The sequence below is a fragment of the Methanococcoides sp. LMO-2 genome, from assembly GCF_038432375.1.
In the GTDB taxonomy this organism is placed as follows: domain Archaea; phylum Halobacteriota; class Methanosarcinia; order Methanosarcinales; family Methanosarcinaceae; genus Methanococcoides; species Methanococcoides cohabitans.
On record NZ_JBCAUS010000005.1, the window covers coordinates 86,377 to 102,046 of the forward strand.

At 49.1% G+C, this 15,670-nt stretch carries 15 protein-coding genes, 1 tRNA gene and 1 pseudogene; 13 read left to right on the forward strand and 4 right to left on the reverse strand.

The features are described 5' to 3' along the window. The 3 genes from WOA13_RS07515 to pheS all read left to right on the forward strand — a co-directional run bounded on the left by WOA13_RS07515 (position 1) and on the right by pheS (position 4,083). On the forward strand, positions 1–1,212 hold the full coding sequence (locus tag WOA13_RS07515) for a radical SAM/SPASM domain-containing protein (RefSeq protein WP_342127312.1): 1,212 nt from the start codon (positions 1–3) through the stop codon (positions 1,210–1,212). A 68-nt stretch (positions 1,213–1,280) separates the two neighbouring features. Then, complete coding sequence (locus tag WOA13_RS07520) at positions 1,281–2,579, forward strand: tryptophan--tRNA ligase (RefSeq protein WP_342127313.1); 1,299 nt, start codon at positions 1,281–1,283, stop codon at positions 2,577–2,579. A gap of 22 nt (positions 2,580–2,601) precedes the next feature. Continuing rightward, positions 2,602–4,083 carry a phenylalanine--tRNA ligase subunit alpha gene (gene pheS / locus WOA13_RS07525; RefSeq protein ID WP_342127332.1) on the forward strand — a complete coding sequence of 494 codons (1,482 nt, stop codon included), beginning with the start codon at positions 2,602–2,604 and terminating at the stop codon, positions 4,081–4,083. Between the two features lie 74 nt (positions 4,084–4,157). Here the strand turns inward: pheS and WOA13_RS07530 are convergent, their stop codons facing one another. The 4 genes from WOA13_RS07530 to larE are packed head-to-tail and all read right to left on the reverse strand — an operon-like array spanning position 4,158 to position 7,124. Next, entirely contained in the window at positions 4,158–5,297 is a 1,140-nt protein-coding gene (locus tag WOA13_RS07530) for a DUF362 domain-containing protein (protein ID WP_342127314.1), read from the reverse strand. 5 nt (positions 5,298–5,302) lie between these two features. Beyond that, positions 5,303–5,863, reverse strand: coding sequence for a DUF531 domain-containing protein (locus WOA13_RS07535; RefSeq protein WP_342127315.1), 561 nt, complete (start codon positions 5,861–5,863; stop codon positions 5,303–5,305). Beyond that, positions 5,857–6,303, reverse strand: a complete 447-nt coding sequence (locus tag WOA13_RS07540; RefSeq protein ID WP_342127316.1) for a GNAT family N-acetyltransferase — start codon at positions 6,301–6,303, stop codon at positions 5,857–5,859. Before WOA13_RS07540 ends, WOA13_RS07535 begins: the two co-directional genes overlap by 7 nt. Continuing rightward, positions 6,303–7,124 carry an ATP-dependent sacrificial sulfur transferase LarE gene (gene larE / locus WOA13_RS07545; RefSeq protein WP_342127317.1) on the reverse strand — a complete coding sequence of 274 codons (822 nt, stop codon included), beginning with the start codon at positions 7,122–7,124 and terminating at the stop codon, positions 6,303–6,305. The genes WOA13_RS07540 and larE overlap by 1 nt, the downstream gene beginning before the upstream one ends. Before the next feature lie 132 nt (positions 7,125–7,256). Between larE and WOA13_RS07550 the strand changes: the two genes are divergently transcribed. From WOA13_RS07550 to WOA13_RS07595, 10 genes and pseudogenes are all read left to right on the forward strand, one after another. Further along, complete coding sequence (locus WOA13_RS07550) at positions 7,257–7,700, forward strand: hypothetical protein (protein WP_342127318.1); 444 nt, start codon at positions 7,257–7,259, stop codon at positions 7,698–7,700. A 42-nt stretch (positions 7,701–7,742) separates the two neighbouring features. Beyond that, complete coding sequence (locus WOA13_RS07555) at positions 7,743–8,867, forward strand: magnesium chelatase ATPase subunit I (RefSeq protein WP_342127319.1); 1,125 nt, start codon at positions 7,743–7,745, stop codon at positions 8,865–8,867. 14 nt (positions 8,868–8,881) lie between these two features. After that, positions 8,882–10,480: a VWA domain-containing protein gene (locus WOA13_RS07560; protein ID WP_342127320.1), complete on the forward strand. Its 1,599-nt coding sequence runs from the start codon at positions 8,882–8,884 to the stop codon at positions 10,478–10,480. A gap of 68 nt (positions 10,481–10,548) precedes the next feature. Next, positions 10,549–11,121, forward strand: coding sequence for a hypoxanthine/guanine phosphoribosyltransferase (hpt, locus tag WOA13_RS07565; protein ID WP_342127322.1), 573 nt, complete (start codon positions 10,549–10,551; stop codon positions 11,119–11,121). Further along, on the forward strand, positions 11,108–12,103 hold the full coding sequence (gene dph2 / locus WOA13_RS07570) for a diphthamide biosynthesis enzyme Dph2 (RefSeq protein ID WP_342127323.1): 996 nt from the start codon (positions 11,108–11,110) through the stop codon (positions 12,101–12,103). Before hpt ends, dph2 begins: the two co-directional genes overlap by 14 nt. A 7-nt stretch (positions 12,104–12,110) precedes the next feature. Then, entirely contained in the window at positions 12,111–12,716 is a 606-nt protein-coding gene (locus WOA13_RS07575) for an METTL5 family protein (protein WP_342127325.1), read from the forward strand. Positions 12,717–12,867: 151 nt separating this feature from the next. Then, positions 12,868–13,647, forward strand: coding sequence for an exosome complex RNA-binding protein Csl4 (locus WOA13_RS07580; RefSeq protein ID WP_342127327.1), 780 nt, complete (start codon positions 12,868–12,870; stop codon positions 13,645–13,647). Between the two features lie 31 nt (positions 13,648–13,678). Then, positions 13,679–13,954, forward strand: a complete 276-nt coding sequence (locus tag WOA13_RS07585; protein ID WP_342127328.1) for a DNA-directed RNA polymerase subunit L — start codon at positions 13,679–13,681, stop codon at positions 13,952–13,954. 89 nt (positions 13,955–14,043) lie between these two features. Continuing rightward, a pseudogene (gene pscS / locus WOA13_RS07590) lies at positions 14,044–15,198 on the forward strand (O-phospho-L-seryl-tRNA:Cys-tRNA synthase). Positions 15,199–15,326: 128 nt separating this feature from the next. Beyond that, a tRNA-Gly gene (locus WOA13_RS07595) sits at positions 15,327–15,398 on the forward strand. The last annotated feature ends 272 nt before the right edge of the window (positions 15,399–15,670 follow it).

Sequence of the window (15,670 nt, forward strand, 5' to 3'; positions counted from 1 at the left end):
ATGCCTGACACTTACGAAAAAACAGATACGGACCAGCCTGAAGAGGACATAACAGTACTTTCCCTGCCAGGCCTTACAATTGACCTGAAGCATCTGAACGGGTTCTTGCAACTGGAAGCGAAGGGACATTTACGAGGAGTTTGCTCACCTTTCCTGAAAAAGATCAATGCGACCCTTGAAGCTGAGAAACCCGCCCTGGTCGAAAAGGACAGGGTCATAGCATCCACATGGCTGCCCCCTATACCCGGCAAGGTCTTCAAAAGGCTACTCTATGCAGAAACCCAGATCGCACTTGGGAAATACATCCCTGAGACAGTCTCATTTGAGATCACAAGGAACTGCAAATGCAAATGCGACCACTGTTTGATCAGCGGTGGCGGAGGCGACCTTGATGTGGATACCGTAAAAAGGACCATCGACGAGGCTCTGGACATGGGTGCCGTGGTCATCACTTTCACCGAAGGGGACCCACTGCTTCGCGAGGACATATTCGAACTTATCGATTACGTTGACAAGGACCGTGCCATCGTTAACATGTACACCCCTGGCACGGATATGACACCGGAGGTCGCTCAACGGCTAAAGGAGGTCGGACTCCATAACCTCCTGGTGAGCATCTATTCCACGGTTCCGGAAGAGCACGATGATGTGAGAAAACTGGAAGGTGCCTTTGAGAAGGCTACCGGTGCAATAAAGTACGGCCTTGACGCAGGACTACTCGTCACCATGTGCACCCATGTATCCCCGAAGAACATGGAAAAGCTGACATCCATGTACCAGCTTGCAAAAGAACTTGGAGTGCACGAGTTCTCACTGTGGGAATCAGTACCAAAGAAACCTGAGGACCCTATTATCACCGATGAGGACAGGGAAGTAATCATGGATATGTACCACAGGATAAATGCCTCAGAGGATGGACCAAGGATCTTCGCAAATACCTACTTTGAAGGTGAGATGCTGGGATGTCTTGCCGGACAGCGCTGGCTTCATGTCTGCGTGGAAGGGTCGGTAAAACCATGCCCTTACATACCATTCAGTTTCGGTAATATCAATACCGACTCCCTCAGGACCATCTGGGGAAGGATACGCAAAGTCAGCGATTTCAAGGGAGAGAGGCACTCCTGCCTGATGCAGGAAAAGGATTACCTGAAGCTGGTATCGAAGATACCTGATGATGCAGAGGTCCCCTATGACTTCGACCTTATCAGGTAACCGATATATACATTCAAGTGATTCAAGGATAATAACAATCTTTAAGCGGAATTTGACAGAGGCAGCACATGAATACGAAACTTGACCCCTGGGGTTCAGTCAATATTGACGATTACTCAAAGTTGTTCGACGAGTTTGGCATCCTGCCATTCGAGGACATTTGCTCTGAACTCCCTGACCCACACAGGTACATGCGAAGGAAGATAATCTTCGGCCACAGGAGCTATGACCTGATAACAGATGCAATGAAGAACAAAGACCCTTTTTCGGTCATGAGCGGCTTCATGCCTACCGGAGGCGGGCATCTGGGGCACAAAATGGTCATGGAAGAGATCATCTGGCACCAGAAGATGGGTGCTGATGCCTTTGTGGGAATTGCGGACCGTGAAGCATACTCCGTAAGAGGGGTCTCATGGGAAAAATGCCGCCAGATCGGTGTTGAGGATTACATTGTAAGCCTGATAGCCCTTGGTTTTGAACCTGACGGCCACATATACTTCCAGTCAGAATCCGATAACGTCAAAGAACTTACCTTCGAACTGGGGTCAAAGACGAACTTCTCCGAGCTCAGTGCTATCTACGGGTTCAGCGGAGAGACCAGTGTATCCCACATGGTGAGCACATTGTCCCAGAGTGCCGATATTCTTCACCCCCAGCTTTCTGAGTTTGGCGGACCGAAGCCTACGGTAATCCCGGTGGGTGCAGACCAGGACCCACACATGCGCCTGACACGTGGCATCGCACACAAGATGAACATGTTCAGGATCGAAGGCCGTGAGGACAAGAACGATAACAAGTACTTCAGCGTTCGTAGCAAAGCTGCCCCTGAAGGCGCACTTGCGGATATCGCAGAGAGGCTCCCATGGGATACGAAGCTTTTCGAAGGACATGTGGATGTCTTTGGTGCTGATAACTACACCAAGCTCCTGAACACCGTAAGGGAAGTTGAGATCGAATATGGAGGCTACGCATTTGTACCTCCATCTTCCACCTACCACAGGTTCATGTCAGGACTGCAGGGCGGAAAGATGTCCAGCAGTGTTCCTGAGAGCATCATTTCACTAAAGGAAGATCCAAAGGCCGCTGCAAAGAAGGTCAAGCGTGCCAAGACCGGCGGCAGGATGACACTTGAGGAGCAGAAAAAGCTTGGAGGAGATCCGAACAACTGCTCCGCATTCGAGCTCCTTATGTTCCACCTCGTGGAAGACGATAAGGAACTGGAAGAGATCTACAATGAATGTATCTGCGGAAAACGCATGTGCGGAAGCTGCAAATCCCTTGCTGCAGAACTGATGACCGAATTCCTGACAGAACACCAGGAGAAGCGTGAGCTGGCAAAGGACCGGCTGGACGATTACGGATTATAAACCTAAAAGGACCCTGACCGACATGAGCAACTATAACCTTACCACGAATGAGAAAAACGTGCTGCTCGCACTGGATGAACTTGCATCCACAACCCCGGAAGAGCTTGCAGAAAAAGCATCCATGAAAGTGGAAACTGCAATGCAATCCGCTTTTTTGCTCTCAGAGAACGGCTTGGCAGAAGTGAACGATACCGTTACAGAACTGTACTCACTAACAGACGAAGGTCTTACCTATGCAAAAGAGGGACTCCCCGAGCGCCAGCTGATCCGCGCGCTCTCCGAGCCAACAGCTATCGATGAGCTCAAAGAGAACCTTTCACCAAAGATGGTGGGTATTGCAACCGGATGGCTTCGTAAGAAAGGCTGGGCAAGCATCGAGAACGGAATGATGGTGCCATCAGGAGATGCAGATGAAACCGAGGACGAGAAGGTACTTGCCAGCTTCACAGAGAAAGCAAGCACCCTTGAAGAGCTTGGGACAGATGGCAAGACCATAAAGGACCTAATCAAACGAAAGCTCGTCTCAAAGACCGAGGAAAAGGACCGGATAGTCTCCATTACAGATGCAGGTACCGAGCTTGTAAAAGCAGGCATCACCATCGAAGAGGAGATCACACAGATCACATCACAATTACTCAAGAGCGGTGAATGGAAGAACAAGAACTTCAGGCCTTACAATATCCAGACACCACCAAAACCATTGTACGGTGCAAAGGTACACCCATACCAGCGCCTCATCGACCAGATGCGCCAGATATTCCTTGAGATGGGATTCACCGAGATCAAGGGCGATGTCGTGCAGAGCTCATTCTGGAACTTCGATGCACTGTTCCAGCCACAGGACCACCCTGCAAGAGAGATGCAGGACACCTTCCACCTGTCCAGTCGTTCAGACCTCCCTGAGGAATACAAGGACGGCATCAAGGACATGCACGAGCGTGGCGGAGATATCGATTCCACTGGCTGGGGAGGCAAATGGAGCGAGGATATTGCAAAGCGCGATGTACTGAGGACACACACCACCGCAGTCACCATCAAGTACCTTGCAGACAACCCAAATCCACCGCTTAAGGCATTCTGTATCGACAGGGCATACCGCCGTGAGACAATCGATCCTACCCATACCCCTGAGTTCGAACAGCTCGAAGGTGTGATCATGGACGAGAACATGTCATTCGCAAACCTGCTTGGCTGCCTTGAAGAGTTCTACCACAGGATGGGATTCGAGGACGTCAGGTTCAGGCCGGGATACTTCCCATACACAGAACCAAGTGTGGAACCCGAGGTATATATTGACGGACTCGGATGGGTTGAGCTCGGTGGAGCCGGAGTTTTCCGTAAGGAAGTTACCGAACCTCTCGGTATAAAGCAGCCTGTGCTTGCATGGGGTCTTGGTGTCAGCCGTGTAGCAATGCTCAAGCTCGGCCTCAAGGACCTGCGTGAACTCTACCAGTCAGACATCGAATGGCTGCGCAAGAGTCAGGTCTGCCAGTTAAAAGATTAATAGAACACATTACATGAGCGGCCTCTGTGCCGCTTGAACCTATTTTTGATTCGTCCTTTATAAAACATCTTACATCAGTCGCGGTTACGGACCTTCATCAGTATACTTGCAAAAAGGGAACGCTTCATTTTCACAGCTCCTGAAGGACACAGCTCACGGCAACAATAGCAGAGAATACATTTATTGTCATTGATCTTCAGCATCCCTTCATTCTGTTCAATGGCATGTGCCGAGCAGTTAAGAACACAGGCACCACACATGGTACACTGTACGGTATTAATGACTGGCCTGATTGTGAACAGCTTACCGAGCCTGCTAACAAGAAAAGGTGGTGCACTTCCCACGAGTGTCGTACCCGGAAGCCTGAACTTCACAGTAACCTCATTCAGAGGAACCCCGCATACTTCCGGATCCTTTGTCCCATAGCCCCTCGCTATCGCTGCCTCATTTGTAGGAACCTGCATCGGATCAAGACCGATCAGCTTTGAAGCTACAACATCCAGAGATACGCAGTCATAGCTTGCCATCAACACACCCACGTTCACAGGCGTGCCCCTTGCCGGACCATTGCCTTCCATCCCCACAACACCATCCATTAATGCAAGATGAGGCACCCTTGCGGAATAGATATCAACTACTGCCTCTGAGAAAAGGTTCTTTTTTCCGAGCAGATGTGCTTCTTTACGTAACTTTAATGGGATGCCACCGAACATGTTCTTGACAGCACCTGTAAAAAGGGTCAGTTCATGGGTCTTGAGTTTTGGAAGGGATATAACCAAATCCGCATACCTCACCGGTTTCGCAAGGTAAAGCTGAGAAAAATGAGAGGCATCAGGAACATTTACGACCTCATACCCCGAGGTCTCAAAGCTCAGGACCTCAGCACCGGTCTTTTGGGCAGCTTCCCTTATACCGGACATATCCAGGGCTTCATCGGTAACTCCCGGATGTGTAATACCTGCCCCATCACCTACAACGGGAACTCCACCTGCCTCCAAAACAAGCTCACACATTGCAGATACAATGGCAGGGTGTGTGGTGACCGCATTATCGGGAGGTTCAGCTGCAAGTAAGTTAGGCTTTAAAAGTACCCTTGCACCGGGAAAAATGATGGAATCAAGTCCACCGATAAGGTCAATTGCTTCCCTGACCGCCTCCCTGGCATTCGAATAATCTTCACAACGGACTATGGATACTTTGTTCCCGGGGTTCATCCCTGTTAATAGCTCCTGTTCCTACTGTTTTTCTTTATTTTCTTCCTAGTATCAACGATCCCCATGATGTATGATGGAATGGTACCGATAGCAGTACAGGTCTCAAGAGAGATCCCGTTGCATGTAATGTCAAGATGGTGATCCGAGAATGAAAACAATTTCTTAGGGAGACCTTTCCTGCCAAGTCCCACAAGCAGAAGATAGGACTTGTTGCGTTCCACTCCGTCTGCGATCTCCTCGGGAGTTACAACATATTTCTCCTCCGGCTTTGAGCTGGTGATCACAGGAGTGCCGAACTGGGACTGGAAGCCCTTCTTGGGGAGATCGAAGACGAACAGGCGATTGCTTTCGTGAAGCAGTTTCAGATATTTTCCAGACTCACCGATGGTAGTCTTGTCCATCACATATTCTACGAGCTCTTCCGGTGTCATCTTGAAAGGAAAATCAAAAAGACAAAGTGTAAAACCATAAGCGTAACAAATTGGTGCCGCCCTTGCGATCGCGCGGTAATGGGCATCAAGCACCTTTATTTTATCATAAGTGTTCACAATACCAAGTGTTAACAAGATTCAGACCTCTCATCCAGTTGAATGCACATAACGTGCTGTTTACATCCTTCAAACCTGTCGCATTCCCGGCAATCCTCCCACAGGCTGGCCTTTTCGGCCATGGGAAGCTCTATGAATCCCAGTTTCCTGAAGAAGATGGGAGAACTGGTCCTGACATAGATCCTGTCCTTATCCACCGTTTCAAAAATGGAGGAAACCATCCTTGAACCGATACCATTACCACGATAATTGGGGTGTACCGCAATGGAGTGGATCTCACAGCAGTTCCTGTCCGCTAGAGCTGCAACACCAACGATCTTACCGTTGGCCTCCGCAACAATGAAATCGTCTATAGGAACCTCATCCATATCGAGGAAATAAGTTGAAAGAAGACACTGCACATGCTCCCCGTCTTCCTCATCCGCTTCCCTGATAGCCACGTCAACGTATTCAGACATTATAGTACCTCATCCATACTTCCACTCCTGAACCCTTCCATATCAAGTGTAACATAGGAATAGCCCAGTTCCATGAAACGCGACAGCAATTCTTTCCTGTTCTCATTAACGACAGGGAAATCAGCCGGCAACACCTCGATACGTGCAATGCCGTTATGATCCCTGACCCTGACATGGCTAATGCCAAGAGAGAAAAGGAAGTCTTCGGCCTGTTCGATCCTCCGGAGGGATTGTGGGGTTACTTCCGTATCATAGGGTAACCTTGATAGGAGACAGGCATTTGAGACCTTGTCGGCGACATCGAGACCGAGATGGCGGGCAATCTGCCTGACCTCGCTCTTTGTTACACCAAACTCCGTATAAGGTGTCATTACCATCCCTCGAGCCTCATTGATGGCAGCCCAGCCCGGCCTGCGGCCGGTGATCTCGGAAGCATTGGTGCCTTCTACGATCACGTTCAGACCTTCCCTTTCCATCACGTCTTTCAGTGTGCTCATTACGAGCTTTTTACAAAAATAGCACCTATCCTTGTGGTTATGCCTGATCATATCATCGGAAAGCATGTCGTGTTCCATCACCATATGCCGGATACCGATCTGTTCAGCGATCCTCTTTGCATCATCCAGTTCACTCTGCGGGATCGCACAGGAGTTGAGCGTCACCGCAAGGGCATCATCCCCAAGTACATCAAAAGTAAGGGCTGCAAGCGTCGTGCTATCCACGCCCCCGGAGAAAGCGACAAGCACTTTTTCTTTTTCAGCTATCGCTCCTTTGATATTTTCGATCTTTTCTAACAGGGAAAAATCTTCAGGTATGCTCACAGTAGTTCCAAAGGTCCGTACGGATAAATAAGTAGTGCAAGCTGCAAAATTGGGCAATATACGGATAAAGTTTTATTAATTCAACAATATAAATGAAGTAACTTACTGATAATTATAATGAGGGCTCAGGGGATGAAGAGCTCATTTACAACAAGAGAGAAAGGTGAAAAAGTGGAAAATGAATGGGAGATCGACCTGAAACTACCGGATATCGGGGCCATGGCCACTCTTGTGGCAACCTCCATATGTGCTGCGATACTGGGTGCTGCGGAGATCGCATACACGATGATGTGGATCACCTCCGCCTATGAACGCCATGGAAAGAGCTTTTTTTTAGATCTGATAAATGCAAACGACCTTACATGGACCGCGGAATTCATTGTCGTGGCAGGGTCATTGCTGCTACTTTCTTCGATAGTGTTCCTGATAACCATGTTCTATTCCCTGATAGAACTGAATGCATTGAACAAACCGAATAAGAATCCCAGGATACGAATCGTCTTCATAATGTTCATCATCGGGCTTATACTGCTTTTCATAGCACTGACCTCCGCCCTGATCCTGAGATACATGTGACCAATGAGACGACTATGCTAAAATTCACAGGACAAGGATATCATGAGCTTTACCAATATCACAGGCAGCATAAAGGAAGTCCCGAAGCCTAAAGAGGAGAAGAGGGCCAGCTTTGAGGACATACAGAGAACAGAAACAAGAACAAAGAGGGTAATGTATCCGATCTCCGGTATCGTAGGACAGGAGATGATGCTTCGCGCCCTTATCCTCAATGCCATCAATCCTTCAATTGGCGGAGTGCTGATAAGAGGACAGAAGGGTACTGCAAAATCAACCGCTGTAAGGGGACTGGCAGAGATCCTTCCGGAGATCGATATAATTGAAGGGTGCAAGTACAACTGTGACCCACTGGACACAGAGAAGTTCTGCTGGGAGTGCAGGGACAAGCAGAAGAAAGGCATGATCAGGATCGACAAGTCACCAATGAAAGTGGTGGACCTGCCGGTGGGTGCCACTGAGGACAGGGTAGTGGGCAGCCTTGACATCGAAAAGGCAGTCAAGGAAGGCGTACAGGCATTTGAACCCGGTATACTGGCAAAGGCCAACCGGAACCTCCTGTACGTGGATGAGATCAACCTGCTGGACGACTTCGTTGTGGATGCCCTGCTGGATGCAGCTGCAATGGGAGTGAACACTGTCGAGAGGGAAGGTGTCAGTGTCAGCCATCCTGCCAACTTCATAATTGTGGGAAGCATGAACCCTGAAGAAGGAGAACTGCGCCCGCAGCTTCTGGATAGGATAGCACTGCAGGTGGAAGTTGAAGGAATTTCCGACATCGAACAACGTGTGGAGATCATTGAAAGAAGAAACCGCTTCAACAAGGACCCTCAGCAGTTCAGGAGGGACTTTGAGAGCGAGCAGGAAAAGCTCCGTACGAGGATCATAAAAGCAAAGCAAATCCTCGGAAGGATCACCACCACCCGTGAGAACCTCAGGACCATCGCACAGATATGCATGGCATTCAATGTGGACGGCCACAGGGCAGACATCATGATCGAGCGTACTGCACGCACAAATGCTGCTTACGAGAACCGGGAAAGGATAACCAACGAGGATATTATCGAAGCAGCCGAGATGGTGCTCCCGCACAGGATGAGAAAGAAGCCTTTCGAAGAAGAGGAGTTCAGTGCAGAGCAGTTGCGTGCTGTTGTGAACGGAACGGTCTGACAAGGGTATAACCTATGAAGGACAGATCTGCCGCTTCCCGTATGCGAAGGAACCTTGACCGGGATTATGACATACAGGTCTTCAACCCCGGAAGGCTCGTTCTCAGTATAAGGTTACCATTAGAGGAACTCTCACAGATCAGTGGGAAAGATACACAGGCTGTGCATGAGATACTTCTTTCCAGGAATGAAAAGCTGGGTCATGAAGATATTGAAGACGTTTTCATCATCTCGGACAATGACCATGTCGTTGTTGACCCGGCCTCATTCTTTGCATCTATGGAAGAGGAGGTTGATGTCCCGACAATTTCTGAAATGGAAGTTGAAGTGGAACCTGAAGCAGAAATAGAAATTGCACCTCTGACTGCAGATGACCCGATATCGGTAATGAACATAGAGGTCGGTGAAGAAGCTGCAGAGTGCATTGAAGAGGACATCCGGGTGGACCTCGTTCCAAAGGAATACGAACCCTGTGTCGGTAGCGGACCCCGAAGGATAAGGAAAAATGCCCCGGTACTTATCAAAAAGGACGATACCCGGACAGGAGAAACATCAATTGAACAGGCTCCTGAAAAAGAAGTCCGAACCGTTACGGATGATACACAGGATGTTGAGGTGAGATCACCTGAAGAGGACGCTGTGGAGAAAGAGCAGCAGATCGAGCCGGCATCGGAAACTGAAGAAAGTTCTGAAGCGGAAAGCGAACCCGAAGAAGAAAGGCCAGTGGCTGCAGAGAAAAAAGACCATCAAGAAGATGAAAAGGTGGTCAGCAAGATACTCACCGATTTTGCCAGGAACAAGCAAAAAAAGAAGGTGGTATCAGGCAGGCTCAAATCAGGCAGGCGTGCGGAAGTGCTTACCAAGAGCAAGCGTGGCAGGTATGTGAGATACAGGATGCCAGGGGAGAAGATCACAGACATTGCTATTGCTCCGACCATAAGGGCTGCAGCACACCGTGCTGTGGACGGGAAGATCACGATAACAAAGGGAGATATCAGGGAGAAGATCAGAAGGAGGAGGATCTCCACGCTGATCAACATCGTCTTTGACACATCCGGGTCCATGGATGAGAGCGAGAAGATAAAGGTCACGACGGATGTTGTCCTTGCGTTACTGAAGGACGCATACCAGAGAAGGGACCGTGTATCACTGGTCACATACAGCGGAAGGGAGGGAGGCCTTGTGCTGCCTTTCACTTCATCGGTTGAAGCTGCGAAGAGGTATCTGGAAACGGTACCTTTCGGCGGAACCACCCCGATGGCCTCGGGAATGCTCACAGGACTTGAGACACTGCTACAGGAACTGAAGCGTGAACCTGCTGCTGTCCCGATCATGATCCTTGTCACCGATGGAACGGCAAATGTGCCTCTGCGTCTTGGAGGGAATATCAAAAGAGAACTCATGCAGGTGTGCAAGAGGATCGCAGACCAGAAGGTCAACATGCTGGTCGTTGATATCAGCAACGATGGAAGTGAACTTGCCGGGGAGCTGGCAGAGGTTGCAGGCGGCAGGTATTACCATCCAGTACTTTTAAGTAAGGAAACACTTTATTCTGCAATAAAAGAGGAACGTGACGATCTGACGGATATCGCATCTTCTGCTTCTTCCGGTTGATCTTTGTATGATCGTGACGAAACATGGCTGCTGATGCAGCCTGACCTAAATCAAAAGGGCAAGATAATATGTTAGAAGTTCTTCAGGAATCACTCCGGAAAGCACCTATTGTGAACAGAGGCGAATACCCTTATTTTATACACCCGATATCTGACGGTGTACCTTCGCTGGAACCAGAACTGCTCGACGAGATCGCCGAGCATATGATAAACATTGCAGGTACCGATTATGACAGGATCGTTTCCATCGAGGCTATGGGCATTCCTCTTGCGACTGCACTGTCCTTGAAGACAGGTGTTCCAGTCTCCATTGTCAGGAAGAGGCAGTACGGTCTTGAGGGAGAGATGATACTGTCCCAGAGCACCGGATACTCAAAGGGAGAACTTTTCATCAATGGAGTGAACAAGGGCGAGAAAGTCCTTGTGGTGGATGACGTTATCAGCACAGGCGGTACATTGAAAGCACTCCTGCCTGCCCTTGAGAAGATGGGAGCACAGATAACCAACGTGATCGTTGTGATCAGCAGGGGAGATGGCGCTGCAAAGATGAGGGACATGGGCTACGAGGTCGATACACTTGTGAAAATAGATGTCGACCACGACGGAGTCTCCATCCTGGAGGTGGCTGGTGAGCAGCAGTGAACCTTTCGATTTCAGGATCGAATACATCATTGATACAATAAAGGATGCACAGCCCTCTGTTGTAGGGTTGCAGTTCCCTGAAGGTTTTAAGAGAAGGGGAACAGCTATCGCAGACCGGATAAGTGAAGCCACCGGCGTTGAAATACTGATATCTGCAAATCCATGTTATGGTGCATGCGACCTCGATGTTGCCATCCTTGACAATGTTGACATACTTTTCCACTTCGGGCATGCACAACTTGATGATAATAAATACAGTGAGAAGGTCATTTTTATTGAGACCCGTTCCGATACGGACGTGACGGAGGTTGTCAGGAAAGCGATCCCTGAGATCACCGGCAAGCGCATCGGTGTGATGACCACCGTGCAGCATATAGGAAAACTGCCTGATGCCTGTGAGATCCTCGAGGCCGAAGGTAAGGAATGCCTGATAGGACGTGGGGATAGCAAGATAGCTTACCCGGGACAGGTTCTGGGATGCAATTTCTCGGTTGCCGACGGGCTCGACTGTGACGAGTACCTCTACATCGGAAGCGGACAGTTCCACCCTCTGGGAGTATCCCTTGCCACTGGAAAGAGGGTATTGATAGCGGATCCGTTCTCAAACGAGGTTCGCGAGGTAGATCCAAGGAAGATAATGAAACAGCGCAGTGCGGTCATTGCAAACTCACTGGATGCCGAGACCTTCGGGATACTTGTATCCACTAAACCCGGGCAGTACAGGATGGAGCTTGCCAGGCAGTTGAAGGAACTTGCTGAAAAACATGGCAAGACGGCTTACATACTTACAATGGACCTGATAACACCTGACCAGATGTTGCAGTTCAGGGTGGATGCTTTTGTGAGCACCGCCTGCCCGAGACTTGCAATTGATGAGGTTGGCAGGTTCTCCGCACCTATGCTTACCCCGCCTGAGTTCGAGATCGTGATCGGAGAGCGCGAGTGGGAAGAACTGACCTTTGATGAGATAAGGGGAGAGTAAGGAAGATATGAAGCAACGCAAGCTGGAGATCCTTCTTGAGAAGGTAAGAGGTTTTGATTCCCCAGATGTTACGCTGGAACAGTATCCCACACCGGCGTTACTTGCTGCGGAACTGCTTCATTTTGCGTACATGAAAGGTGACCTTACGGACACCGTTTACGACCTGGGCTGCGGCACAGGGATGCTGGCAATTGGTGCCAAGATCCTGGGGGCCGAGAGGGTCGTCGGCTTTGATTCCGATCCTGCCGCACTCAAGATAGCGAAGGAGAACGCCGAAAAACTTGGTGTGGAGGTAGAGTTTGAGTGCATGGATATCAGGCAGGTCCGGGGACATGCACATACCGTTGTGATGAACCCGCCCTTTGGTGCACAGGTGAAGGGAAGTGACAGGCCATTCCTTAAGACCGCCCTGAAGGTAGGGGATGTCACGTATTCCATACATAACAGCGGAAGTCTGGCCTTTATTAAAAAATTTATAGAACCCGCAATTATTACTGAATGGTATAATACAGGGTTCCCGATAAAACGAACCTTTAAATTCCATAAAAAAGATGTAGAAAGAATTGAGGTAGAAATATACAGGATTATAAAGGAGAATGACCAGGGTGAATGAGAAAATAACCTGGCATATCTAATCTACACGAGGGATTCCTATTAGAATAAGAAACCGAAAGAAAACGACCAGAAGGAACATTAAATCTTCAAAGGAAGAAGAAACAAAGGTCGAAGAAGAAACAGTAAAAGTTGCCAGTGAAAAGGAAGAAGTGGCAGAAAAGAAGACCGGGGGCAGGGAAAACAACAGGGCTCCTAAGAGAGAGAACGCCCCAAGGAAAGATAACAGAGACTCCAGAGATTCCAGAAAGGACGGCAGAGGCCAAAGAAGAGATAAAAGGGACTCCAGGAAAGACAACAGGGGCAGGCCTAGACAAAAGCAGGAACCAGAACCGGAGCCTGAGGTCGAGGAACTCGAGCACATATCCCCTGAAGAGAAGACCTTTGTACTGCCGGGAGACCTTATCGGAACCACAGAGGAGTTCGAAGCAGGCGACAACACATTTACGGTCAGGGGAGACATCCACTCACTGGCTACCGGACATGTGATGGTCAACAAGAAGCGCAGGAAGGTTTCTGTAAAGCCGGTCACCAGCACACCTCCAACCATTGATAGGGGAGATGTCATTGTCGGAACGATAATGAACGTGCGCGACTCCATGGCACTTGTCCAGATCGGCGGCATTAAAGGAAACGACGGACGTGAGTTCATCAATCCGGGCATCGCTGCTATCCACGTATCCAATGTCAAGGAATCATACGTGAAGGAAATGTCACAGGAGTTCTCTGTTTCAGATGTCGTTAAGGCAAAGGTGATCAGCACCGATAACATGAGGATGACCACAGCTGGAGATGAACTTGGAGTAATGTCTGCAAGCTGTTCCAACTGTGGAGCAACACTTAAGCTCGATGATAAGAGACTAAAGTGCCCTGAATGCGGACATGTTGAATCACGCAAGCTGTCTTCAGGCTATGGCACAGGAATTATTTGAGGATCACATAATCATCACAGGAGATCATTAAATGGAACTTAAGATCTTAGAGAAATCAGACGATGAAATGAAACTTGAGATCGCAGGGGAGAGTCACACTCTCCTGAACATGCTCAAGAGCATTCTTCTGGAAGACGAGCGTGTCCACACAGCATCATATGACATGAAACACGTTACAATCAGTGAGCCTGTCCTGTTCATCAAGACAGAGAACGCTGATCCTATAGATGTTATCAAGGATGCTGTTGCAGTACTGATCGCAGAGTGCGACGAGTTCATCTCAGTCTTTAACAAGGCTGTAGAATGAACCTTTTTTATTTTTTGGTAACTTACAGCGTTAGTTGAGACTTTATAAAAAATACTGCTGTACTAACAGCATGAAGCTGATGTGAATATATGACACTTGATGATGCATCATTACAGAAATTTGGATTTATCGAACGCCCTGCGAAGGGTCTGATCAATATCGACCCCCTGCAGACCGGAGGAATACTGACAGAGGATGCCAGACGTGCCCTTGTGGAATGGGGAGACGGCTACTCCATCTGCGACAACTGTGGCGGCGTCCTTGACCTGATCAAGAAGCCCCCGGTACAGGAATTCGTGCACAACGCCCTCCCGGAGTTCCTGGGAGTGGACGAGGCACGTGTCACCCACGGCGCTCGTGAGTCAAAGTTCGCTGTGATGCATGCCGTGGGCTAGGAAGGAGATACCATCGTAATGGACGGCCTTGCACACTACTCCTCAGTGGTGGCTGCACAGCGTGTGGGCATGGAGATCAAAAAGGTCCCATCCACCGAGCGCCCGGACTACTACATCGATCCTGAAGGCTACGGCACTGCAATCGAGGAAACCATCAGTGAAACCGGCAAGGCTCCTGCACTGGCACTCCTGACATACCCGGACGGCAATTACGGAAACCTCGCAGATGCCAAGAAGATCGCATCCATCTGCCACGAGTATGACGTCCCTATCCTGCTCAACTGTGCATATTCCGTGGGAAGAATGCCTGTAAATGCCAAGGAACTGGGCGTGGATTTCATCGCAGGAAGCGGACACAAGTCAATGGCAAGCTGCGGACCTATCGGAGTCCTGGGTGTCAACGGCGACTATGCCGAGACAGTGTTCAGGAAATCCCCAACTAACAAGAACAAGGAAATAGAGCTTCTGGGCTGCACAGCCCGCAGTGCCACCCTGATGACCATGATCGGATCATTCCCTGAGGTCGTCAAACGTACCCGCAACTGGGACAACGAGGTAGCAGACGCCCGCTGGTTCTCCGGAAAGCTCGAAGACCTCGGCCTCATCCAGATGGGAGACAGACCCCACAACCACGACCTCATGTTCTTCGAGGCCCCCAACCTCTACGAGATCTCCACAAAGGTCAAAAAAGGAAGATACTTCCTCTACAAAGAGCTCAAGGCCCGCAAGATCCACGGTATCAAGGCCGGCCTCACAAAATTCTTCAAGCTCAGCACCTTCGGAGTCGGCAGGGAGAATCTCTCCTTCATCGCAGACTCCTTCGATGAGATCATCCAGAAATACGAGTGAGGTTAGCCTCACTTTCTCTTTCCTTTCTATTTTCAACTAGGTGTTAGTTGCAACACTGCCTAAAGCACTAACAGAAGACCAAAACAGCTAAATTCTAAAAAGAATAAAAGAAGATAGGGTTACAGAGTGCGGCTGTGGTTTAGGGGCTATGATCTGAGCTTCCCAAGCTTGGGACCCGTGTTCGAATCACGGCAGTCGCATCCCCTTCTGATAGCGTTTTTTGCAGGGAATTGAGTTGTTCTTCTAATGCTTTAACTCTTGTTTCAAGGGATAAATTATCACTTTTTTGTATAACTTTTATATCTCCATCGAAATCATCATCCAAAGAAACTATGAATAAAGGCTTCCCATTATGTTCTGTTTCAAAGATGAAGGCGGTTTCTCCCGCCAAATGTGCGTGTGATTGTGGCAGGCGGATTAACGGATACTCGATATCCTTTTTAGGACGAAGCCTTGTGATTTTTGATTTTCC

Bases quoted from the DNA above. Each gene is read 5' to 3' on its own strand.
- WOA13_RS07515 (WP_342127312.1), top strand. From the start codon at position 1: ATGCCTGACACTTACGAAAAAACAGATACGGACCAGCCTGAAGAGGAC.
- WOA13_RS07520 (WP_342127313.1), top strand. From the start codon at position 1,281: ATGAATACGAAACTTGACCCCTGGGGTTCAGTCAATATTGACGATTAC.
- pheS (WP_342127332.1), top strand. From the start codon at position 2,602: ATGAGCAACTATAACCTTACCACGAATGAGAAAAACGTGCTGCTCGCA.
- WOA13_RS07530 (WP_342127314.1), bottom strand. From the start codon at position 5,297: ATGAACCCCGGGAACAAAGTATCCATAGTCCGTTGTGAAGATTATTCG.
- WOA13_RS07540 (WP_342127316.1), bottom strand. From the start codon at position 6,303: ATGTCTGAATACGTTGACGTGGCTATCAGGGAAGCGGATGAGGAAGAC.
- WOA13_RS07550 (WP_342127318.1), top strand. From the start codon at position 7,257: ATGAAGAGCTCATTTACAACAAGAGAGAAAGGTGAAAAAGTGGAAAAT.
- WOA13_RS07555 (WP_342127319.1), top strand. From the start codon at position 7,743: ATGAGCTTTACCAATATCACAGGCAGCATAAAGGAAGTCCCGAAGCCT.
- WOA13_RS07560 (WP_342127320.1), top strand. From the start codon at position 8,882: ATGAAGGACAGATCTGCCGCTTCCCGTATGCGAAGGAACCTTGACCGG.
- hpt (WP_342127322.1), top strand. From the start codon at position 10,549: ATGTTAGAAGTTCTTCAGGAATCACTCCGGAAAGCACCTATTGTGAAC.
- WOA13_RS07575 (WP_342127325.1), top strand. From the start codon at position 12,111: ATGAAGCAACGCAAGCTGGAGATCCTTCTTGAGAAGGTAAGAGGTTTT.
- WOA13_RS07585 (WP_342127328.1), top strand. From the start codon at position 13,679: ATGGAACTTAAGATCTTAGAGAAATCAGACGATGAAATGAAACTTGAG.